Origin of the sequence: Kineosporia mesophila (assembly GCF_021129235.1) — a bacterium.
GTDB classification, from domain to species: domain Bacteria; phylum Actinomycetota; class Actinomycetes; order Actinomycetales; family Kineosporiaceae; genus Kineosporia; species Kineosporia mesophila.
Map to the genome: position 1 here is coordinate 187672 of NZ_JAJOMA010000002.1, position 20862 is coordinate 208533.

The following is a 20862-nucleotide window of genomic DNA, read 5'->3' on the forward strand; positions in this document are numbered from 1 at the left end:
GTGCATTGCGGTGTTGTTTCGCCATGTTCCGGTCTTATGTCAGTTCCGGCGGGCTCCGGGCCGGGAATTTGCGCCCGGCCCGTAGACTCGTTCGGTGCCTATCCAGACCATCCGCCTGTTCGGCGACCCCGTGCTGCGCTCCCAGGCCGAGCCGGTCGTCGATTTCGACCGTGAGCTGCGCACCCTGGTCAAAGACCTCCAGGACACGATGATGGACGCGCCGGGCGCCGGCCTGGCCGCGCCGCAGATCGGGGTCGGGCTGCGGGTGTTCACCTACTACGTGGACGGCCGGCTCGGGCACCTCGTCAACCCCGACCTCGACCTGTCCGTCGAGGAGCAGGAGGGTGGCGAGGGCTGCCTGTCCCTGCCCGACCTGGTGTTCGAGACCCGGCGTTCGCTGCGGGTCGTGGCCAAGGGCTTCGACCAGTACGGCGAGCCCGTCGAGATCGAGGGCACCGAGCTCCTGGCCCGCTGCATCCAGCACGAGACCGACCACCTCGACGGCATCCTGTTCATCGACCGCCTCGACCGGGAGACCCGCAAGCTCGCGCTGAAGGCCATCCGCGAGGCCGAATGGGCCGGCGGCGCCCCGCCGCAGGTCAAGGTCAGCCCGCACGCCACCTTCGGGCGCGCCGTCTAGTTCGCCCGCTCCAACGTCAGCGAGACTCCACCGTGCGCATCATCGTCGCGGGCACCCCTGAGGTCGCCCTGCCGCCACTAGAGGCCGTCCACGCCTCGCCCCACGAGATCATCGCCGTGCTCACCCGGCCCGACACCGTGGCGGGGCGGGGCCGCAAGGTCTCCCGCTCGCCGGTGGCGCAGTGGGGTGACGAGCACGGCGTGCCGGTGCTCCAGCCGGCGAAACCCGGTGACCCGGAGTTCCTGGACCAGCTGACAGAGCTGGCCCCGGACTGTGTGGCCGTCATCGCCTACGGCGCCCTGGTGCCGCAGCGCGCGCTCGACGTGCCGCGGCACGGCTGGGTGAACCTGCATTTCTCGGTGCTGCCCGCCTGGCGTGGCGCGGCCCCCGTGCAGCGTGCGCTGATGGCCGGTGACCAGGTCACCGGGGCGTCGGTCTTCCAGCTGGAGAAGGGCCTGGACACCGGGCCCGTCTACGGCGTCATGACCCAGACCGTGCACCCGGGCGACACCGCCGGCGATCTGCTCGGCCGGCTCGCCGAGGGCGGTGCGGGCCTGCTGGTCGCGGTGCTGGACGGCCTGGAGACCGGCGAGATCGAGGCCCATCCGCAACCCGAGGAGGGCGTGTCGCTGGCACCCAAGATCTCGGTCGAGGAGGCCCGCGTCGACTGGGCGCAGCCGGCCGTGGCCGTCGACCGCCGGGTGCGGGGCTGCACGCCCGCGCCGGGGGCCTGGACCACCTTCCGGGGGGCCCGTCTGGGTCTGGGGCCGGTGTCCGTCCTGGTCGCGGACGACGACGCCGAACCGCTCGCCCCGGGTGAACTACGCGTGCTGAAGAAGGCCGTGCACGCCGGTACGGCCACCGGCCCCGTGGTACTGGGCGAGGTGCGCCCGGCGGGCAAGAAGGCGATGGCCGCCGTGGACTGGGCGCGCGGTGCGCGTCCGGCCGCCGACGAGCGTCTCGGGCTTCCCGGGCTGGAGGACGCGCACGAGGACGCCGCGGTCCCCGCGGCTTCCGGTGGTGTTGCGTGAGCGGCTCTGCCCGCTGCGCGTGTGATAACAGGCTTTCGCAGAGCCCTTCAACAGTCAGTGCCCCGGTCACCGATCGGGGTAGCAGGTACGTGCTTGAGGACGTTGTGGCGCCTGTGCGCCTGGCCTCGGCTTTCGAGAGGGCGTCATGAGCAAGCAGACTTCGGCCGGCCGGCCCTCCGGCCCGCCCCGCCGCGTGGGCGGCAAGCCCGGCCGGGCCGGTGGCCGGGACTCATCGCGTGCGGGCAGCCCCGAGAGCAGGCCGACGGGTGGCCGCCCGACCGCCGTCGACCCGGCCCGGGGTGTCGCCTACGAGACCCTGCGGGCCGTCACCGAGCGCGACGCCTACGCCAACCTGATCCTGCCCGGCCTGCTGCGCCGGGCCCGGCTGCGCGGCCGCGACGCCGGCCTGGCCACCGAGCTGGCCTATGGCGCCCTGCGCGGGCGGGGCAGCTACGACGCGATCATCGCGGCCGGTACCGACCGCCCGATCGCCGAGATCGACCCGGCCGTGCTCGACGCCCTGCGCCTGGGTGTCCACCAGCTGCTGCACATGCGGGTCCCGCCGCACGCCGCCGTCTCCACCACGGTCGACCTGGTGCGCTCGGTCGCCGGGCCGGGCGCGTCCCGGTTCGCGAACGCCGTGCTGCGCCGGGTCGGCGAGCGCGACGAGACCGAGTGGATGGAGCGGGTGGCGCCCGACGCGTCGAAGAACCCGGACGGCAACCTGTCGGTGCGGTACTCGCACCCGGAGTGGATCGTGCGCTCCCTGCGCGACGCGCTGCGGGGCAGCGGCCGCCCGGCCGACGAGCTGCCGGCGCTGCTGGCCTCGCACAACGCCCGCCCGTCGGTGGCCGCCGCGGCGCTGCCCGGGCTCTCCGACGTGGCCGAGCTGACCGACGGGGAGCACGCGCAGCCCGGGGTCCTGTCCCCGGTCGCGGCCATCCTGAAGGGTGCGCCCGATGACGTCCCGGCGGTTCGCCAGGGCCGGGCCCGCGTGCAGGACGAGGGCAGCCAGCTGGTCGCCCTGGGTGCGGCCGCCGCGTCGACCGTGGGTCCCGACCGGGGCCGGTGGCTCGACCTGTGTGCCGGGCCGGGCGGTAAGGCCGCGCTGCTCGCGGCGCTGCTGGCCGAGCGGCACGCGGCCGGGCTGGTCGGTGACGACGCCGAGCTGGTGGCGGTGGAGTCGGCCGAACACCGGGCCGGGCTGGTGCAGCAGTCGCTGGCCGCCGTGCAGTGTGCCTACGACGTGCGGGTGCGGGACGGCCGCACCGTCGGGGAGGCCGAGCCCGGCCGTTACGACCGGGTTCTCGTCGACGTGCCGTGCACCGGGCTGGGCGCGCTGCGCCGCCGTCCGGAGGCCCGCTGGCGCCGCACCCCGTCCGACCTCACCTCGCTGGCCCCGCTGCAGCGCGAGCTGCTGGAGTCGGCGCTGGCCGCGGTCCGGCCGGGCGGCGTCGTGGCCTACGCCACCTGTTCGCCGCACCCGGCCGAGACCCGGATGGTGGTCGACGACGTGCTGCGGGGTCGGGACGACGTGGAGCGCCTCGACACCCCGGCCGTGCTGCGTGACCTGATCGGCTCGCGGCGCCTGCCCGGCACCGAGGACCTGTACCTCGGCGACGGCCCGGCCGTGCAGCTGTGGACCCACCTGCACGGCACCGACTCGATGTACCTGTCCCTGCTGCGCCTGAAGGCCTGAGGAAACCTCAGCCGTGGGGCGGCGGCTCGCCGTCCAGACCGAAGCTGATGATGCGGCGCGGGTGGATGCGGATCATCTCGCCACTCGTGCCGCCCTCGGCCGGAAGGCCGCGCAGGGCCTGCGCCGTGCCGCGGATCTCCACCAGCCGCACCCGCCACGGGTCGACAGAGGGGATGTCGTCGATCACGAACGACACCGCCGGGTTCCTCTCGATGTTCCGGAACTTGCGGGAGTCACCGAGGTTCCAGCCGCGGATGTCGATGGTGCCCAGCTCGGCGTTGTGGGTGAATCCCACGGGGCTGTTCTGCGGGGCGTTCTTCGGGTCGACCGTGGCCAGCCGACCGAGCGTCTGCGTGGCGAGGTAGGCGATCACCGGCGGCGTGAGCTCGTCGTGAGCGGTCTCGGGGCGAGTAGTCATGCATCGATCCTCGAAGGTGAACCGCACGTGAGGTCAAGCGTCGGCGGGCCTGCCGCCTGCGACCGGTTCCCGACTCCGCACTAGGCTCTGGAGCCGTGGGCATCCAGATCTCTCCCAGCATCCTGAACTCCGACTTCTCCCGCCTCGACCGTGAGCTCCAGCGCATCGCGAGCGCCGACTGGGCGCACGTCGACGTGATGGACAACCACTTCGTCCCTAACCTCACGCTCGGTCTGCCGGTCGTCGAGTCGATCCTGAAGGTGTCGCCGGTCCCGGTCGACTGCCACCTGATGATCGAGGACCCGGACCGCTGGGCCCCGGCCTTCGCCGAGGCGGGCGCCCAGAGCGTGACGTTCCACGCCGAGGCTGCCGGCGCCCCGATCCGTCTGGCCCGTGAGCTGCGCAAGCAGGGGTCCCGGGCCGGTCTCGCGGTGAAGCCGACCACCGCGATCGAGCCGTACCTCGAGCTGCTGCCCGAGATCGACATGCTGCTGATCATGACGGTCGAGCCCGGTTTCGGCGGTCAGCCGTTCCTGGAGTCGATGCTGCCGAAGATCCGCCGCACCCGGGCGGCCGTGAAGGACTCCGGCCTGGACGTGTGGATCCAGGTCGACGGTGGCGTGTCGGTGTCGACGATCGAGCGCTGCGCCGATGCCGGGGCCGACGTGTTCGTGGCCGGTTCGGCCGTGTACGGCGCCGAGGATGCGGCGGCGAGCATCACCCAGTTGCGTGAACTGGCCGCCGCGGCCTGCTGATCCCACGGACCCGCCGTTTCCGGGAACAAGGTTCGGTGGCAGACTGTTGGGCAGTTCAGCAAGCGATAGCAGTGCGTGCTCCGGGGTCGGTGTAATTCCGAACCGGCGGTGACAGTCCGCGACCCGACCGTGTCCTCGTGACGTGGGCGGTTGACCTGGTGGAATTCCGGGACCGACGGTGAAAGTCCGGATGGGAGGCAGCACGCGGTGTCGTTGGTGTGCCCTCGGTGAGGGTCGCCGCGGTACCGGCGCGACGCGACGGCTTTTCCCGATGACGGGACGAGTCGGCGGCTCTTCCCGTCGTGATCCCCCGGAGCCCGCCCCACGGCGTGGTAGGAGGGTCACTGATGTTCACCGGGATCGTTGAAGAGCTGGGCCAGGTGGTCGAACTGGTGCCGGGGGCGGACTCCGCCCGGGTGACCGTGCGCGGGCCGCTCGTGACCTCCGACGCCGTGCCCGGCGCATCGATCGCGGTCAACGGTGTCTGTCTCACCGTGGTCGAGCTGGCCGGTGACACCTTTACGGCCGACGTGATGGCCGAGACGCTCAACCGCAGCTCCCTGCGTACCGCCGCACCCGGCGTGCCGGTGAACCTCGAGCGCCCGCTGGCGGCGAACGGCCGGTTCGGCGGTCACGTCGTGCAGGGCCACGTCGACGGCACCGGCACCGTCGTCGAGCGCGTGCCCGGCGACAACTGGGAGCTGGTGCGTGTCGAGATCCCGGTCGAGCTGGCCCGTTACGTGGTGGCCAAGGGCTCGATCACGATCGACGGCGTCTCCCTCACGATCGCGGAGCTCGCCGACGGCCCCACGGTCGTCACCGTCTCGCTGATCCCCGAGACTCTTTCCCGCACCACGCTCGGGCACCGCGCCGTCGGAGAGCCGGTGAACCTTGAGGTGGACGTGCTGGCGAAGTACGTGGAGCGGCTGAGCACCGCTCCCACATTCACGGAAGAGACGGTGGCTCCACGATGAGCGGCGACCTGCAGGTGCACGAGAACGAGGTCCGGTACGGCGACATCGCCCTGGACCCGGTGGAGAAGGCTCTGGAGGCACTGCGGGCCGGGCTGCCGGTGCTGGTGGTGGACGACGCCGACCGGGAGAACGAGGGCGACGTCATCCTGGCGGCGGTCAGCGCCTCGCCGGAGTGGGTGGGCTGGACCGTGCGGCACACCTCCGGCGTGCTCTGCGCCCCGATGCTCGACGACCGCGCCGACGCGCTGCGGCTGCCGCACATGGTGGAGCGCAACGAGGAGTCGCTGCGCACGGCCTACACGGTCAGTGTCGACGCCCGGTCGGGAATCTCGACCGGGATCAGCGCGGCCGACCGCTCGGTGACCCTGCGCCTGCTGGCTGACGGCCGCACCGTGCCCGAGGACCTGGTGCGTCCCGGTCACGTGTTCCCGCTGCGGGCCCGCCCGGGGGGTGTGCTGGAGCGTCGCGGCCACACCGAGGCGGCCGTGGATCTGTGCGTGCTGGCCGGTCTGCCGCCGGTCGGGGTACTGGCCGAGGTGGTGGAGGACGCCGGCCCGGTCACCCGCCTGCCCGGCCTGCGGGCCCTGGCCGACGAGTTCGGCCTGCCGCTGATCAGTATCGAAGACCTGGTGGCCTACCGCCGCGAGCACCCGGAAGCCGTTCCGGAGGCCCCGGTCGCAGCGCCGCCGCGAGTGCGCCGCGTGGCCGACAGCCTGCTGCCGACCAGCCACGGCGACTTCCGGGCCGTCGCCTACCGCGACATGCTGACCGGCCACGAGCACGTGGCGCTGGTCGCGGGCGAGCCCGCCGGGACCGGTGCGCTGGTGCGGGTGCACTCCGAATGCCTGACCGGTGACGCGTTCGGATCCAGCCGCTGCGACTGCGGCCCGCAGCTCGACGCGGCCCTGGAGCGCGTCGCCTCGGAGGGTGGCGTGGTGATCTACCTGCGCGGTCACGAGGGCCGGGGCATCGGCCTGCTGGCCAAGCTCACCGCCTACCAGTTGCAGGACTCCGGGCTGGACACGGTCGCCGCGAACACCGCGCAGGGCCTGCCCGCCGACGCCCGGGAGTACGGCGCGGCCGCGGCCGTGCTCGACGACCTGGGTCTGGACGCGATCCGGCTGCTGACCAACAATCCGGCCAAGCTCACCGGGCTGGCCGCGCACGGCATCACCGTGACGACGCGGATCGGCCTCCAGGTCGGCGTGAACCCGCACAACACCGCCTACCTGGCCAGCAAGCGCGACCTGATGGGCCACCAGCTGGACGACCTGAACGCCCGCTGACCGGCAGCAGCACACGACCAACAGGTAACGAACGAAGGAGAACGCGATGAGTGGCGAGGGTGCGCCCACGATCACGGTGGACGGCTCGCAGCTGCGGGTCGGTCTGGTCTGGGCCTCGTGGCACGAGGAGGTCATGAACGGGCTGATCGACGGCGCGCGACGCGGTCTGGCCGACGCCGGCGTGAAAGACGTCGTGGAGGTTCCGGTCCCGGGCAGCTTCGAGCTCCCGGTCGCCGCCTCCCGGCTGGCCGCGTCCGGTGTCGACGCCGTGATCGCGCTCGGCGTGGTCGTGCGGGGCGGCACCCCGCACTTCGACTACGTCTGCCAGGCCGCGACGAACGGCCTGACCGACGTCAGCGTTCGCTCCGGGGTCCCGGTCGGTTTCGGCCTGCTCACCTGCGACGACATGGCCCAGGCCCTGGATCGCGCGGGCCTGCCCGGCTCGCGGGAGGACAAGGGTCACGAGGCCGCCACCGCCGCGATCGCCGCGGCGCTGGTGCTGAAGGACCTGCCCTCGCCGGTCCCGGCCTGACCCCGGATACCCTCAAGCCGTGAAGACGTTCGAGACCCTGTTCGCCGAGTTGACCCACCGTGCGCAGACCCGGCCGGAGGGCTCCGGCACGGTCGCCGCCCTCGACGCCGGTGTGCACAGCATCGGCAAGAAGGTGGTCGAGGAGGCCGCCGAGGTGTGGATGGCCGCCGAGTACGAGTCGAACGAGGCCGCCGCCGAGGAGATCTCGCAGCTGCTCTACCACCTTCAGGTGATGATGATCGCCAAGGGCATCAGCCTCGACGACGTCTACAAGCACCTGTGACGGTCTCGGCCGGTCAGTCGGGCAGGGAGGGCAGGTCGGGCAGGGAGGGCCGGGAGGCGGCGATCGCCGACCTGCACCGGCCCTTCGTCTCCCGCCGGGGCCGCATCGTGGCCTGGGTGATGGGGGTCGGGCAGGCCCTGGCCTTCATCGCCTGCGCGTTGCTGCTGCCCTGGTCGGGTGTCGATCAGGTCGGCATCAACGACCGGATCGGCCTGCTGGTGATCGCCGTGTTCATCGGCTGGGGCATGAGCCGGTTCGGCGGGGTGCGGGCCACCCCCTCGAAAGAGGGCCTGGTGGTGCGCAACCTGCTGATCACCCGCACCCTGACCTGGCGCGAGGTCGAGGGGCTGAATTTCGGCGTCAGCGACCCCTGGGTCACGCTGAACACCGAGGACGGCGACCCGCTCGCGGTGATGGCGATCCAGCGGGCCGACGGTGAGCCGGCCCGGTCCGAGGCCGAGCGCCTGGCAACGCTGATCGAGTATCACCACACCACCGCCCAGTAGCCACACAACAAAAAATGAGGGTCCCCCAGCCCTAGCGGGCCGGGGGTGCCCCCAGCGGGTGCGCACCCGCGTCCCTCATTTTTCAGTGGGGTTTCCTGGCCCGGTCGGCATGCCCCAGAACGAACCCCGGAACCGCCAGATCCCGCACCCGGCGCTTGATCTCGACCACGTCCGCGGCACTGCCGTCGGCCGTGCGGTCCCAGACCAGGGTGTCGCCGACGTGGACCCGGAAAATGCCTCCCGTGCCCGGCACCAGTGCCACCTCGTCCAGTTCCGTGCCGAACGTCTGCAGCAGTTCCTGCGACACCCAGGCCGCTCGCAGCAGCCAGTTGCACTGCGTGCAGTAGGTGACGGAGACCCGGGCCATTACCTGACCGTCATCATTGGGCAGCTGCCAGTGCGGTGTCCACGGCCTTCTTCAGTGAGGCGGCGTCGAGGTTCTCCAGCGCGGTGCCGTTGACCTTCACCGTCGGGGTGCCGGAGATGCCGGCCTTGGACGAGGCCTCGGTGACGCGCTCGGTCCAGCCCTTGTAGGTCTGGTCGTCGACGGCCTTCTTGATGGTCGCCTCGTCGGCCCCGGCCTGCACCGCGTAGGCGACCAGCTGCTCGTCGCTCAGGCCCGCGCTGCCTTCCTCGGGCTGGTTCTCGAAGAGCAGGTTGTGGAACTCCAGGAACGCGTCCGGGCTCGAGTTCACCACTGCCGCCACCGCGTTCAGGGAACGGGTGGAGTAGTTGGTGGTGGAGGCGCGGTCCAGGAAGGCGATGGGCCGGTACTGCACCTGCACGTCACCGTCCTTGGCCATCTGCACCAGCTGCTCGCGGTTGGCGGCCTCGAACTGCGCGCAGTACGGGCACTGGAAGTCCTCGTAGATGACGACCTTGACGGGCGCGGTGTCCTTGCCCTGGACGATCGAGTTGTCCCCGCCCAGGTTGGCCGGGTCGGCGGCGCTGGAGGTCGAGCTGTCGCGGTTGGCCGCCTGCACGACGACGAACACGCCGACGATCGCCAGCACCACCACCAGCACCACGCTGCCGACGACGAGGGTGCGGCGCCTGGCCTCGGCCTTCGCCGCCGCCGCGCGCATCTGCACGGCCTTGGCCTGACGTGCATCCCGGGTCGAGCTGCCGCTCGCCATACCTGTGACTCCGATCGTGAGGTTCTCGTTTAGAGCGTGCCCGTCGCGGGGGAGAGGCCCAGCGTGCGGTCGAGGGAGAAGCGGCCGGCGCCGCGCAGGAACAGCCAGACGCAGCCGGCCATGATCGTGCCGTTCAGCACGAGCTCACGCACGTAGCCGGGCACCGGGTTGCTGGTGAAACCGCTGTTGCCGAAGCAGCCGCACTGGATCTGCAGACCCCGCGCCCAGGCGGCGGACACCCCGATGAAGAAGGCCAGGCTGACCAGCGCGGTGAAGAGCGCCACGTAGTGGGTCAGCACACCGGCGATCAACAGCACGCCGAGGATCAGCTCGACCACCGGTAGCGCCGTGCCCACGGTCGGCACGATCGCCTCGGGCAGCAACTGGTAGTTCCGCACCGAGCGGATGGTGTCGTCGATGTCCTGGATCTTGGCCCAGCCGGTGTACAGGAACACGCCGCCGGCCAGCACTCGGATCAGCGGACCGATCCACTGCTGCCATTCGGTGGTAGTCACGACACCTGGGGAACTCTCGCCACGCATGGACACGGCATTCAGCGTAGTGCGCGACCCTGGACGGATCCTGGAAGCAGGAGCAGGTCTGCCCGCTCGTGAGGGCGGTCCTGCGCGAAATAGGCCAGTTCCTGCGCCGCCCAGCGTTCCCAGTGGGGCCGGTAGCCCTCCCCGTCGCGGGCCATCGCGCGAGCATGTCTGACCTGTTCAGGGGCATCGAGGAAGACGAGGGCCGACACCATCGGCGCGGCGGCCAGGGCTCCGGCGCCCACTCCCTCGACGATGGTCACCTCTTTGGCGGGCACTTCGTCCTGAATCACCCCATAACGGTCGGCGGTCCAGTCCCAGCGGGCGTAGCGGGCGGTCTCGCCCCGGGTCAGCGCGGGCAGCACCTCGGTGGCGAGCCGGCCGGTGGCCGCCCGCAGCCCGTCCCAGCCGGGGTAGAGATCCTCCAGGCGCACCAGGGCAGCCGTCCCCGGCTCTCGCCGATGGAGGACGCGGATCAGCTCGTCGGCCAGCGTGGTCTTCCCGGACCCGCTGGGGCCGTCGATGGCGAGAACCGTGGTGGCCGAGGGGAGCGGGCGGGCGCGGGCCTGCTCGAGAAGGCCGATGAGCAGGTCGACCGTCTCAGGACCAGGCCGGGGATCAGGCCGGGGATCGAGCTGGGGATCGGGCCGGCGATCAGGCTGGGGATCGGGCTGGCGATCGGGCTGGGGGCCGGACGTCACCGGGCGGACACTACGCTGTGACCTGTGCCGGTTGCCGTGCGAGTCATCCCCTGTCTGGACGTCGACGCCGGGCGCGTCGTCAAGGGCGTCAACTTCGAGGGTCTGCGGGACGCCGGTGACCCGGTCGAGCTCGCCGCCCGGTACGACGCCGAGGGCGCCGACGAGCTGACGTTCCTCGACGTCACCGCCTCGTCCTCGGGTCGCGAGACGATGTACGACGTGGTCTCCCGCACCGCCGAGCAGATCTTCATCCCGCTCACGGTCGGGGGCGGCGTGCGCTCGGTCGACGACGTCGACAAGCTGTTGCGCGCGGGCGCCGACAAGGTCGGGGTGAACACGGCCGCGATCCAGCGGCCCGAGCTGATCGCCGAGGTCGCGCACCGGTTCGGGGCGCAGGTGCTGACCCTGTCGGTCGACGCCCGGCGCTGTCCGCCCGGCACGCACACCGCCTCCGGGTTCGAGGTGACCACGCACGGTGGCCGCCGCGGTACCGGCATCGACGCGGTCGACTGGGCCGCGCGCGGCGCCGAGCTGGGGGCCGGGGAGATCCTGCTGAACTCGATGGACGCCGACGGTACCAAGGCCGGCTTCGACCTGGAACTGCTGCGCCTGGTGCGCGAGGAGGTCGGCGTGCCGCTGATCGCCAGTGGCGGAGCCGGCGCCGTCGAGCACTTCCCGCCGGCCGTGGCCGCCGGGGCTGACGCCGTGCTCGCGGCCAGTGTCTTCCACTTCCAGCAGCTCACGATCGGCCAGGTCAAGGACGAGCTGCGGGCGGGCGGGGTACCCGTCCGCTGATCCGTGTCCTGACCAGTCAGGTCCGCATCGGCGTCTCGCGGAACCGCGCGACCGCCTGCGGGTCACCGACGAACTCGACCCGGGCGTGCTCCTTGCGCCCGAACAGGTACATCGCGATCTCGCCGGGCTCACCGACCAGGGTGACCGTGGTGCCCTCGCCCTTGGCCTTCAGGGCCACCGGTTCGCCGCCGGGCACCTGAACGCTCACCGGCATCGCGGCCTTGCGCACCATCAGCTTGCCGAACGGGCTGGTCACGTTCTTCCAGATGGCGGCCTGCCGGTCACCGGGCAGGGCCCGCGGCTCCCAGTCCGGGGCCGCGCGGCGCACGTCCTCGCAGTGCACGAAATGCTCCAGCAGGTTGGCGAGGGAGTCCGCACCGGGCAGGGCCATCGGTGACCTGCGGGGCGGGCCGTTGCGCACGGTCGTCACCAGGTCTTCGTAGGGACGGGCCGCGGTCTCCTGCTCCTGACGGGCCGCCCAGTTCTTGGCCGGTCCGATCGAGCCGGCCAGGCGCACGTGCGGGCGCCCTTCCCGCAGGACGAGGTGCACGGCCAGGTCGGTGGTCGTCCAGCCGGCACAGAGGGTGGGGGCGCCGGGGCCGGCCCCGGCCAGGGCGTCGGCGAGAGCCTGACGTTCTGCTGCGGAATGCGAGGGCATGCGCTCACCTTGACACAGGGGGAAGTTACTGACGAGGTGACGTTGCGCCCGTTCTGGCGGGTGACATCACCGTCCGATTCTGTCGGTGGTGCCGCCTAACGTTCCTGTGCGTGGGGACGCGGGTGGGCGGCCGGGTTCTCTCGTGGTCAGGGCACATCCCTGCCCACGATCGTTGCGTGAGCGTTGACAGGAGGTACCCGCGTGGTGAAGCGGGTCGCACGGGCCGATCGGGAGCCGAGCACGCTGTTGCGTGGTCTGCGCGTGATCGGCATCGGTATCCGGCAGGAGCCGGCCATCTTCTCGGTGGCGGTGGTGATGTCGGCGCTCTACGGCGCGGGCACGGCCGGTGGCGGCTGGGTGCTGGGCCGCCTCACCGACCACGTGCTGACGCCCGCCTTCGAGGCGGGCAGCATCAGCGGGCACGACCTGCTCACCACCGGCCTGGTGCTGGCCGGGGTGGCGGCGCTGACGGCCGTCGGGGTGGTCGGGCGCCGGGTCGCGGCCGGGCTCACCTCGTTCCGCCTGCAGGCGCGGTACCGGCGCCTGCTCACCCGGCAGTACCTGCGCCTGCCGCTGGAGTGGCACCACCGCCACCCGGCCGGGGTGCTGCTGTCCAACGCGAACGCCGACGTCGAGGCCACCTGGCAGGTGTTCGCCCCGCTGCCGATGGCCATCGGTGTCATCGTCATGCTGATCGTCGCGGCCGCCGCCATGCTCGTGGCCGACCCGGTGCTGGGCGCGGTCGGCCTGCTGGTGCTGCCCTGGGTGGTGCTGCTCAACACCGTCTACCAGCGCTACATGTCGCCGGCGGTGACGCGGGCCCAGGCCGAGCGCGGCGAGGTCTCCTCGGTCGCGCACGAGAGCCTCGAGGCCGCGGCCGTGGTGAAGAGCCTGGGCCGGGAGGCCTCCGAGACCGAGCGGTTCGCCGTCTACGCCGACCGGCTGCGGGTGGCGAACGTGCGGGCCGGGCGGCTGCGTGCGGCCTTCGACCCGCTGATGGAGGCCATTCCCACCCTCGGCACCCTGACCGTGCTCGCGGTCGGGGCCTGGCGGGTGCGCTCGGGGGCCATCGCGACCGGTGACGTGGTCCAGGTCGCGTACCTGCTCAGCCTGGTCGCGTTCCCGCTGCGCTCGATGGGCTGGGTGCTGGGCGAGATCCCGCGCACCGTGGTCGGCTGGGAGCGCACCAGCGCCGTGCTGGCCGAGACCGACACGATGCCCTACGGCGACGTCACCCCGGCCCCGGGCGGTGCGGTCGGCGTGGAGCTGTCCGAGGTCGCCTACGCCTACCTGGACAACGACGGCGAGCGCTACGAGGTGCTGCACGACGTCGACCTGAGCGTGCGCCCGGGCAGCACGCTGGCCCTGGTCGGGCCGACCGGCTCGGGCAAGTCCACGCTGGCCACCCTGCTGGTGCGGCTGGTCGACCCGGCCAAGGGCGAGATCCGCCTGGACGGCACCGACGTGCGTGAGCTGCGGGCCGGTGGGGTCGCCGAGCTGGCCGCGCTGGTGCCGCAGGGCACGTTCGTCTTCAACGACACCGTGCGCGACAACGTCACGCTGGGCGATACCCGCTTCGGCGACGACGACGTGTGGCGGGCGCTCGGGGTGGCCCGGGCCGAGGCCTTCGTGCGGCACCTGCCGCACGGTCTCGACACGGTCATCGGGGAGCGGGGCGCCGACCTGTCCGGAGGGCAGCGGCAGCGGCTCGCGCTCGCCCGGGCCCTGGTGCGCCGGCCCCGCCTGCTCGTGCTCGACGACGCCACCTCGGCCATCGACCCGCGGATCGAGGCGGAGATCCTGAGCGGTCTCGACAGCCTGTCCGACGCTCCGTCCTCGCCGGCCGGGCCCTCGGTCACGGTCGTGGTGATCGCCTACCGCCGCGCCACGATCGCCCTGGCCGACGAGGTGGCCTACCTGGAGAACGGCCGCATCGCCGACCGCGGCACGCATGCCGAGCTCCTGGTCCGCAGCGAGGGCTACCGGCGGCTCGTCACGGCCTACGACCACCAGGACGACGAGGAACCGGAACCCGGCCCGGCGACGGGTGACCGGCCGGACGACCCGGCTGAACGCCTCGACGAAGACCTGGACGACCTCACGGGGATGACACGGCGATGAGCGCGATGACAGACACGGACACCGGCACCACCGACGCTGCCACCGACGCGGCCCCGGCCCGCCGGCCCGGCCTGACCGGTAACCGCCTGGGCGCCTGGCAGGTGCTGCGGCGTGGTGCGGAGATCTCCCCGGAACTGGTGCGGGGTGTCTGGCTGACGCTGCTGCTGGCACTGGTTGCGACCTGCGGCCGGATCCTCGTGCCGATCGCCGTGCAGCAGACCATCGACTCCGGCATCTCGGGTGACGACGGCGTGCGGCTGGGCCTGGTGCTGCGGCTGGTGGGGGTGGTCGCCGGGGCCGTCCTGCTGACCGCGGTGGCCTCGTACGTGAGCAACGTGCGGCTCTTCCAGGCCACCGAGGCCGGGCTGGCGACGCTACGGGTGAAGGCGTTCCGGCACATCCACGACCTGTCGGTGCTGACCCAGAACACCGAGCGCCGAGGCGCCCTGGTCGCCCGCGTCACCAGTGACGTCGACACCATCTCGACGTTCGTGCAGTGGGGCGGCCTGCTGCTGGTGCTGTCGGCCGGTCAGCTGCTCATCGCCACGATCGTGATGGCCGTCTACTCCTGGCAGCTCACCCTGCTGGTCTGGGCCTGCTTCCTGCCGCTGTTCATCATCGTCCGGCCGATCCAGCGCCGGGTGTCCGTGGCCTACGGCACCGTGCGCGAGCGGGTCGGCGAGATGCTGGGCTCGATCTCGGAGGCCGTGGTCGGTGCCGACACGATCCGCGCCTACGCGGTGCAGACCCGCACGCAGCGGCGTATCGACACGGCGATCGAGGCCCACCGGCACTCGGCCGTGCGGGCGCAGATGCTGGTGGCGGTCTCGTTCACCGGTGGCGTACTGATGTCCGGCCTGGTGGTCGCGGCGGTCGTGGTGGCCGGTACGGCCCTCGGCGTGGACGGCGGCCTCACCCTGGGCGAGCTGCTGGCCGTGCTGTTCCTGGTGCAGCTGTTCACCACGCCGGTGCAGATGGGTACCGAGGTGCTGAACGAGCTGCAGAACGCCGCGGCCGGCTGGCGCCGCGTGATCGGCGTGCTCGACACCCCGGCCGACATCGTCGACCCGGGCGAGGAGGGCGTGAGCCTGCCGCGCGGCCCGATCGGCGTGGAGTTCGAGCACGTCACCTTCGCCTACCCGGACGGCGATCCGGTGCTGCGCGACGTCAGCCTGAGCATCCCGCCCCGGGCCCGCGTCGCGGTGGTCGGCGAGACCGGCTCGGGCAAGACCACCCTGGCGAAACTGCTCACCCGCCTGATGGACCCGGCCGGCGGGCGCGTGCTCCTGGACGGGGAGGACCTGCGCCGCATCGCCTTCGCCAACCTGCGCTCGCGGGTGGTGATGGTGCCGCAGGAGGGGTTCCTCTTCGACCTGAGCCTGGCCGACAACATCGCCTGGGGCAGCGAGGGTGCCACCCGGGAGCAGGTGGAGGGCGCGCTGCGGGAGCTCGGTCTGCTGGACTGGGCGCAGGGTCTGCCGCGGGGCCTGGACACCCCGGTCGGGCAGCGCGGCGAGTCGCTGTCGGCGGGGGAGCGGCAGCTGCTGGCCCTGGCCCGTGCCTACCTGGCCGATCCCGACCTGCTGGTGCTCGACGAGGCCACGTCCGCCGTCGACCCGGCCACCGAGGTGAAGCTGCAGGCCGCCCTCGACGGCGTCACCCGCGGCCGCACCTCCGTCACCATCGCCCACCGCCTCAGCACGGCCGAGGCCGCCGACCTGGTCGTGGTGGTCGACAAGGGTGAGGTCGCCGACGCCGGTCCCCACGCCGACCTGCTGAAACGCTGCGAGCCCTACCAGCGCATGTACGCGTCCTGGCGCAGCCAGACCTCTCGGCCGGCGAAGGGATGAAGCGGGCCACCGTCACGCGGAGGTGGCGGGTGCGCGGTGCGGTGCCGCCGCGCCCGCCAGGAATCATCCGAATTGATCGGTGCCGTGACCGGTCGTGGACCGGGTGGATGGATCTTCCTCCAGTGGCTCCAGCGCCTCGACCTTCTGCTGCGGTGTCAGCGTGCCCCGGGCGGCGATGCGCCGGATCCGGCGGCTCTGCGTGCGGTACTGCTTGCGCACGCCCTTGCGTAGCCGGGTGGCCAGGACCTCACTGATCTCGCGGGAGGACAGGTCCTCTATCCGGACGATCTCCTTCTCCGTGCGCTGCGAGCCGGGCAGGCCCTCCTGCTCGCCGAGGCCCTGGGCCACCTCGTCCGGGAAGAACGCGTTGCCGGTGCTGGAGCGGGACACGACGCCGAGGATGGCCTGCACGGCGGTGTCCATCGGGACCAGGTCGGGGGCGGGCCGTTCCTCGTCGGCGCCGGGGTAGGCCTCGGTCAGCAGGGCGGGGTCGCCGATCACCGTCATCCCGGCCTTCTCCAGCTCGCCGATGGTCTCCTGGTACCCGGTGGCCAGTTCGACGGCGCGGTCCACGGCCCAGTCCGGGGTGCGCACGGCGGGGCCGTCCCCGGAGGGCATCAGCTCGACCGTGCGCAGGACGGAGCCGTAACGGATCAGGTCGGCGTAGTCCTTCCACGGGAAGTCGCGTTCGCGCAGCTGCACGTTGAGCCGCCGGAACAGCTCGGTCTCGGCCGCGGACATCGACCGGTTCTGCCGTCCACCCGCGCCACCGGTCAGGGTGCCCACGGGCAGACCCAGCAGGCCGTCGAAGGTGCGCATCAGCAGACCGCGGTCGGCCGGGTCCAGGACCACCGCGGTGACGTTCCGCGGACCCACTGCGGCGGCCCACCGCCGCAGCACCGCGCCCTGGTCGTGGCGGCGCCAGAACGAGGGCGTCACGCCACGTTTCGGCGGGGACGAGAGCATCGCCCGGCACCACTTGGGGTAGGGGAGCTGGTGACCGCTCTTCAGGTACTGCTGCCACGCCGAGGGCATGATCCGGGTCAGCGGGCGCAGCGTGAGCACCACGCGCACCCCGTCGCCCCCACTGTGCTCGCGCAGGTCGTCCACGATCCGCTGCGCCGACTCCTCCGACGCCTCGCACAGGTACTCGCTGGACACGAACCGTAGTCCCGGCGCCGCCTCGACCTGCACCAGCAGCCGCTGCCAGTGGCGGTCCTTCACCGGATTGTCACTGGCCTGCCAGCCCGTGCCCTGACCGAGCGCGGCGAGTGCCCCCTTGGCCTGCTCGAACGGGGTGCCGGGCATGCTCAGCCCGTACGTCTCCAGTCCACCCTCGGTGCGGTGCTTGAGATCCTCCAGGGATGCCTGAATGGCGGTCGTCCCCGTTTTCGGGGCACCGATGTGCAGCAAGGTGGGCATCCCGACATCATTCAGTGAACGGATGCCTCCACGCACGTCAACGGGATGTGAAAAGACTGTGCACCGGTGGTTCCGCGACCAAATCGCAACCTCCCGGTCGGTCTTCCGGGCCCGGTCAGGGCACCTCGGGTGGGGCGGCACAGGCTGCCCCGGGAGCGGTGCCAGTATTGGCCGGGTGAGTGCGACCCCTGAGAAACCGGCTGAGAACTCGCCGCTGGACCCCGGCCTCGCCGCCCGCCTGACCCGCAACCCCGACGGCCTGGTCTGCGCCGTCGTGCAGCAGTGGGACACCCGCGAGCTGCTCATGGTCGGCTGGATGGACGACGAGGCCCTGCACCGCACCCTGACCAGCGGCCGGGTGACGTTCTGGAGCCGCAGCCGCCAGGAGTACTGGCGCAAGGGCGACACCTCCGGGCACGTGCAGTGGGTCAAGGCGGTGGCACTGGACTGCGACGGTGACGCGCTGCTCGTCACGGTCGACCAGGTCGGTGCCGCCTGCCACACCGGTGACCGCACCTGCTTCGACGCCGACCGGCTCGAGGTCGTCACCGGACCGGTCCTCACCCCGAACACCTCCCAGAACTCCGCCCCGCATTCTTCCCAGAACGAGGAGTCACCCGCGTGACCGCCACGAGCGAGCGCCCCACCGACGTCCCCACCGATCTGGGTTTCGGTGGCACCTGGCCGGACCTGGACGGGTTCCGGCGCCTGGCCGCCGACCGCCGGGTGATCCCGGTGGTGCGGCGGTTCCTGGCCGACGGCGAGACCCCGATCGGCGTGTACCGCAAGCTGGCCGGCGACCGTTCCGGCACCTTCCTGCTGGAGTCGGCCGAGCACGGCGGTGTCTGGTCGCGCTACAGCATCGTCGGCGCGGCCAGCCGGGCGACGCTGACGTCGAGGGACGGCGTGGCGCACTGGATCGGTGACCCGCCGGCCGGGGTCCCGACCGGCGGCGACCCGCTGGTCGCGCTGCGCGACACGGTCGAGGCGCTGCGGGCCCCGCGCCTGCCCGGGCTGCCGCCGCTGACCGGCGGCATGGTCGGCTACGTGGGCTGGGAGGCCGTGCGCCGCTGGGAGAAGCTGCCCAACGCGCCGAAGGACGAGCTCGAGGTGCCGGAGCTGGCCATGAGCCTGGCCACCGACCTGGCCGTTCTCGATCACACCGACGGCACGCTGATGCTCATCGCCAACGCGGTGAACTACGACGGCACCGACGAGCGGGTGGACGAGGCCCACGCCGACGCCGTCGCGCGCCTGGACCGGATGACCCGCCAGCTCGCCGAGCCCGCCCCCAGCACCGTGGCGGTGCACCAGCCGGCGCCGAAGAAGGTCCAGCCCCGTGAGCGCACCCGCCGCGAGGACTACCTGGACGCCGTGGCGGCGGGCCAGCGCGCCATCGTCGACGGCGAGGTGTTCCAGGTGGTCATCTCGCAGCGCTTCGACCTGGACTGCCCGGCCGACGCGATCGACGTCTACCGGGTGCTGCGCGCGTCCAACCCCAGCCCGTACATGTACCTCTACCGGACCGAGGACTCCGCGGGCCGGGAGCTGGCCGTGGTCGGCTCCAGCCCCGAGGCCCTGGTGAAGGTCACCGGCGGGCGCGCGATCACCCACCCGATCGCCGGTACCCGCCCGCGCGGGGCCACCGCGAGCGAGGACAACGACCTGGCCGTGGAGCTGCTCGCCGACACCAAGGAGCGCGCCGAGCACCTGATGCTCGTCGACCTGGCCCGCAACGACCTGGGCAAGGTCTGCGCCGCGGGCACCGTCGAGGTGGTCGACTTCATGGAGGTCGAGCGCTACAGCCACGTCATGCACCTGGTCTCCACGGTCGAGGGCGAGCTCGCGCCGGGCCGCACCGCGTTCGACGTGCTGCGTGCCACCTTCCCCGCCGGCACGCTCTCCGGGGCCCCGAAACCCCGCGCCATGCAGCTGATCGACGAGCTGGAACCGGTCACCCGCGGCATCTACGGCGGGGTGGTGGGCTACCTCGACGTGGCCGGCGACATGGACTTCGCGATCGCCATCCGCACCGCCCTGCTGCGCGAGGGCGTGGCCCACGTGCAGGCCGGCGCGGGCATCGTGGCCGACTCGGTGGCGCAGAAGGAGGACGAGGAGTGCCGCAACAAGGCGGCCGCCGTCCTGCGCGCCGTCCACGTGGCCGCCACGGTCCGGCCGGTCGGAACCACGATTGAGGACGACGGGACGCCCGCATGAGTTCGGTCCAGCTTCCGGAGGTCCCCGGATCGGTCACCCCGAAGGGCCCGGGCGGGCCCCGGGCCCTGACCGGCCGGCGCACGGTCGTGCTGCTCGGACTGCTCGGTGCCGGTCTGGTGCTGCTGGGGGGATCGCGTCCCTGGGGCACCGTGAACGTCACCGCGCTGGCCACCTTCGGGGACATCGACATCACCGGTGGCCAGGCCGCCCCCGCCGGGACGGCCGTCGCGGTCGCGGTCGCGGCCGCCTCCCTGGTCCTGACCATCGCCGGGCGCCTGGCGCGGTTCGTGATCCCGGTCGGCGTGCTGGTCTGCGGGGTCGCGCTGGCGGTCAGCGGGGTGCGCACGATGGGCGACCCGCAGGGCGCGGCCTCCGCCGCGCTGCGCGACACCCTCAGCCTCGGTGGCGACCTGGCCGAGAGCTTCGACCTGAACGTCAGCCTGAACGGCTGGGGCTGGATCCACGTGGCCGGTGCGGTCGTGATCGCGCTGGCCGGTCTGCTCGGGGTCGTGGGCAGCCGGTCGTGGCCGGTCGGCGGACGCCGGTTCGAGCGTCAGGGCGCGAGGACCACCACGCCGCCGGCCGCCGCCGGTGCCCCGGCCGCCGGTGGCTGGTCCAGCTCGGCGGATGTCTGGGACGCCCAGAACCGCGGCGAGGACCTCACCTCGGACCTCACCTCGGACCTCACCTCGGACGGCACCTCCGACGGCACCTCCGACGGCCAGGGCGACCAGCCGGCCGAAGGTCGCGGCTCGCCCGAACGGGGTGCGCCGCGACTCGGTGGAGGCGAACCGATATCGTCCCTACCGGCCCGAGCTGAAGAGAGCTGACAGAATGTGGGCCGTCTGAAAGGGGACGTCATGGCGGGCACCAAGGAACAACACCCGAAGCCTGCGGAGCAGGACTTCCACGACCCGTACGGCCACGGTCACTCGGTTGCGGCCTGGGTCGCGGTCGTGGTCGTGCTGATCGGTTCGCTGCTGGCGACCATCGCGGTCGGCTTCGGCATCAACGAGTACCTGTGGCTGTTCATCGTCGGCATGGTCATCGCCGTCGTGGTCGGTCCCGTGGCCGGCAAGGTTCTCGGGGCGATGGGGTTCGGCGCACAGCCTCACTCCGGCCACTGAGACGCCGGGCCGGATCGGGCCCGGTGGGCACCTCCGGCCGACCGCTGACGTTGGCCGGGGAGAAGACCTGGCGACAGAGCAGTGACGGGCAGGCGGTCCGGGCCCTCCTCCTCGGAGGAGGGCGGTCACCCGCCGGTGGACGACCCGGGCCGACCCGCCGGTAACCTGCGTG

The 20862-nt window shown here is 72.2% G+C and carries 23 protein-coding genes and 1 riboswitch; of the genes, 16 read left to right on the plus strand and 7 right to left on the minus strand.

Going from position 1 to position 20862, the window contains the following annotated elements; translation table 11 throughout:
* Positions 1-94 precede the first annotated feature (94 nt).
* The 3 genes from def (at position 95) to LR393_RS03945 (ending at position 3370) form a co-directional block, all read left to right on the plus strand.
* Positions 95-640 carry a peptide deformylase gene (gene def / locus LR393_RS03935; RefSeq protein WP_231481595.1) on the plus strand — a complete coding sequence of 182 codons (546 nt, stop codon included), beginning with the start codon at positions 95-97 and terminating at the stop codon, positions 638-640.
* 32 nt (positions 641-672) lie between these two features.
* Positions 673-1671: a methionyl-tRNA formyltransferase gene (gene fmt / locus LR393_RS03940; protein ID WP_231481596.1), complete on the plus strand. Its 999-nt coding sequence runs from the start codon at positions 673-675 to the stop codon at positions 1669-1671.
* Positions 1672-1816: 145 nt separating this feature from the next.
* Positions 1817-3370, plus strand: a complete 1554-nt coding sequence (locus tag LR393_RS03945; RefSeq protein WP_231481597.1) for an RsmB/NOP family class I SAM-dependent RNA methyltransferase — start codon at positions 1817-1819, stop codon at positions 3368-3370.
* Between the two features lie 7 nt (positions 3371-3377).
* Here LR393_RS03945 and LR393_RS03950 read toward each other — a convergent pair whose 3' ends face one another.
* Entirely contained in the window at positions 3378-3788 is a 411-nt protein-coding gene (locus tag LR393_RS03950) for a PPOX class F420-dependent oxidoreductase (RefSeq protein WP_231481598.1), read from the minus strand.
* A 95-nt stretch (positions 3789-3883) separates the two neighbouring features.
* Between LR393_RS03950 and rpe the strand changes: the two genes are divergently transcribed.
* The 6 genes from rpe to LR393_RS36165 all read left to right on the plus strand — a co-directional run bounded on the left by rpe (position 3884) and on the right by LR393_RS36165 (position 8124).
* Positions 3884-4543 carry a ribulose-phosphate 3-epimerase gene (gene rpe / locus LR393_RS03955; protein ID WP_231481599.1) on the plus strand — a complete coding sequence of 220 codons (660 nt, stop codon included), beginning with the start codon at positions 3884-3886 and terminating at the stop codon, positions 4541-4543.
* Positions 4544-4614: 71 nt separating this feature from the next.
* Positions 4615-4751, plus strand: a riboswitch (FMN riboswitch).
* 139 nt (positions 4752-4890) lie between these two features.
* Positions 4891-5517, plus strand: a complete 627-nt coding sequence (locus tag LR393_RS03960) for a riboflavin synthase (RefSeq protein ID WP_231481600.1) — start codon at positions 4891-4893, stop codon at positions 5515-5517.
* Positions 5514-6803 carry a GTP cyclohydrolase II gene (gene ribA / locus LR393_RS03965; protein WP_231481601.1) on the plus strand — a complete coding sequence of 430 codons (1290 nt, stop codon included), beginning with the start codon at positions 5514-5516 and terminating at the stop codon, positions 6801-6803. The genes LR393_RS03960 and ribA overlap by 4 nt, the downstream gene beginning before the upstream one ends.
* Positions 6804-6849: 46 nt before the next feature.
* Positions 6850-7335 (plus strand): 6,7-dimethyl-8-ribityllumazine synthase, encoded by a 486-nt coding sequence (ribH, locus tag LR393_RS03970; RefSeq protein ID WP_231481602.1) that lies wholly within the window; start codon positions 6850-6852, stop codon positions 7333-7335.
* Between the two features lie 19 nt (positions 7336-7354).
* Positions 7355-7618 (plus strand): phosphoribosyl-ATP diphosphatase, encoded by a 264-nt coding sequence (locus LR393_RS03975; RefSeq protein WP_231481603.1) that lies wholly within the window; start codon positions 7355-7357, stop codon positions 7616-7618.
* Complete coding sequence (locus LR393_RS36165) at positions 7615-8124, plus strand: PH domain-containing protein (protein ID WP_231481604.1); 510 nt, start codon at positions 7615-7617, stop codon at positions 8122-8124. The genes LR393_RS03975 and LR393_RS36165 overlap by 4 nt, the downstream gene beginning before the upstream one ends.
* A gap of 82 nt (positions 8125-8206) precedes the next feature.
* Here the strand turns inward: LR393_RS36165 and LR393_RS03985 are convergent, their stop codons facing one another.
* Genes LR393_RS03985 through LR393_RS04000 form a run of 4 tightly spaced genes read right to left on the minus strand, consistent with a single transcriptional unit; the run spans position 8207 to position 10500 of the window.
* The gene (locus tag LR393_RS03985; RefSeq protein WP_231481605.1) at positions 8207-8491 is read right to left on the minus strand and encodes a SelT/SelW/SelH family protein; all 285 of its coding nucleotides are present in this window, start codon (positions 8489-8491) and stop codon (positions 8207-8209) included.
* Positions 8492-8504: 13 nt separating this feature from the next.
* Positions 8505-9260 (minus strand): DsbA family protein, encoded by a 756-nt coding sequence (locus tag LR393_RS03990; protein ID WP_231481606.1) that lies wholly within the window; start codon positions 9258-9260, stop codon positions 8505-8507.
* A 29-nt stretch (positions 9261-9289) separates the two neighbouring features.
* Complete coding sequence (locus LR393_RS03995) at positions 9290-9775, minus strand: DoxX family protein (RefSeq protein WP_231481607.1); 486 nt, start codon at positions 9773-9775, stop codon at positions 9290-9292.
* Positions 9776-9813: 38 nt separating this feature from the next.
* Entirely contained in the window at positions 9814-10500 is a 687-nt protein-coding gene (locus LR393_RS04000; RefSeq protein WP_231481608.1) for a nucleoside/nucleotide kinase family protein, read from the minus strand.
* Between the two features lie 24 nt (positions 10501-10524).
* Here LR393_RS04000 and hisF point away from each other — a divergent pair, with 24 nt between their 5' ends.
* Positions 10525-11295 (plus strand): imidazole glycerol phosphate synthase subunit HisF, encoded by a 771-nt coding sequence (gene hisF, locus LR393_RS04005; RefSeq protein ID WP_231481609.1) that lies wholly within the window; start codon positions 10525-10527, stop codon positions 11293-11295.
* Positions 11296-11311: 16 nt separating this feature from the next.
* Here the strand turns inward: hisF and LR393_RS04010 are convergent, their stop codons facing one another.
* Positions 11312-11953 (minus strand): TIGR03085 family metal-binding protein, encoded by a 642-nt coding sequence (locus tag LR393_RS04010; RefSeq protein WP_231481610.1) that lies wholly within the window; start codon positions 11951-11953, stop codon positions 11312-11314.
* Positions 11954-12154: 201 nt separating this feature from the next.
* On the opposite strand from LR393_RS04010, the gene LR393_RS04015 reads away from it, so the two are divergent.
* On the plus strand, positions 12155-14074 hold the full coding sequence (locus tag LR393_RS04015) for an ABC transporter ATP-binding protein (protein ID WP_231481611.1): 1920 nt from the start codon (positions 12155-12157) through the stop codon (positions 14072-14074).
* The gene (locus tag LR393_RS04020) at positions 14071-15924 is read left to right on the plus strand and encodes an ABC transporter ATP-binding protein (protein ID WP_345718879.1); all 1854 of its coding nucleotides are present in this window, start codon (positions 14071-14073) and stop codon (positions 15922-15924) included. Before LR393_RS04015 ends, LR393_RS04020 begins: the two co-directional genes overlap by 4 nt.
* 63 nt (positions 15925-15987) lie before the next feature.
* Here LR393_RS04020 and LR393_RS04025 read toward each other — a convergent pair whose 3' ends face one another.
* Positions 15988-17346: a hypothetical protein gene (locus LR393_RS04025; RefSeq protein ID WP_231481613.1), complete on the minus strand. Its 1359-nt coding sequence runs from the start codon at positions 17344-17346 to the stop codon at positions 15988-15990.
* Positions 17347-17521: 175 nt separating this feature from the next.
* On the opposite strand from LR393_RS04025, the gene hisI reads away from it, so the two are divergent.
* The 4 genes from hisI to LR393_RS04045 are packed head-to-tail and all read left to right on the plus strand — an operon-like array spanning position 17522 to position 20690.
* Positions 17522-17971 (plus strand): phosphoribosyl-AMP cyclohydrolase, encoded by a 450-nt coding sequence (gene hisI, locus LR393_RS04030; protein ID WP_231481614.1) that lies wholly within the window; start codon positions 17522-17524, stop codon positions 17969-17971.
* Positions 17968-19563 carry an anthranilate synthase component I gene (locus tag LR393_RS04035; RefSeq protein ID WP_231481615.1) on the plus strand — a complete coding sequence of 532 codons (1596 nt, stop codon included), beginning with the start codon at positions 17968-17970 and terminating at the stop codon, positions 19561-19563. Before hisI ends, LR393_RS04035 begins: the two co-directional genes overlap by 4 nt.
* Entirely contained in the window at positions 19560-20393 is an 834-nt protein-coding gene (locus LR393_RS04040; protein WP_231481616.1) for a Trp biosynthesis-associated membrane protein, read from the plus strand. The genes LR393_RS04035 and LR393_RS04040 overlap by 4 nt, the downstream gene beginning before the upstream one ends.
* Positions 20394-20423: 30 nt before the next feature.
* Entirely contained in the window at positions 20424-20690 is a 267-nt protein-coding gene (locus LR393_RS04045; RefSeq protein ID WP_231481617.1) for an HGxxPAAW family protein, read from the plus strand.
* The last annotated feature ends 172 nt before the right edge of the window (positions 20691-20862 follow it).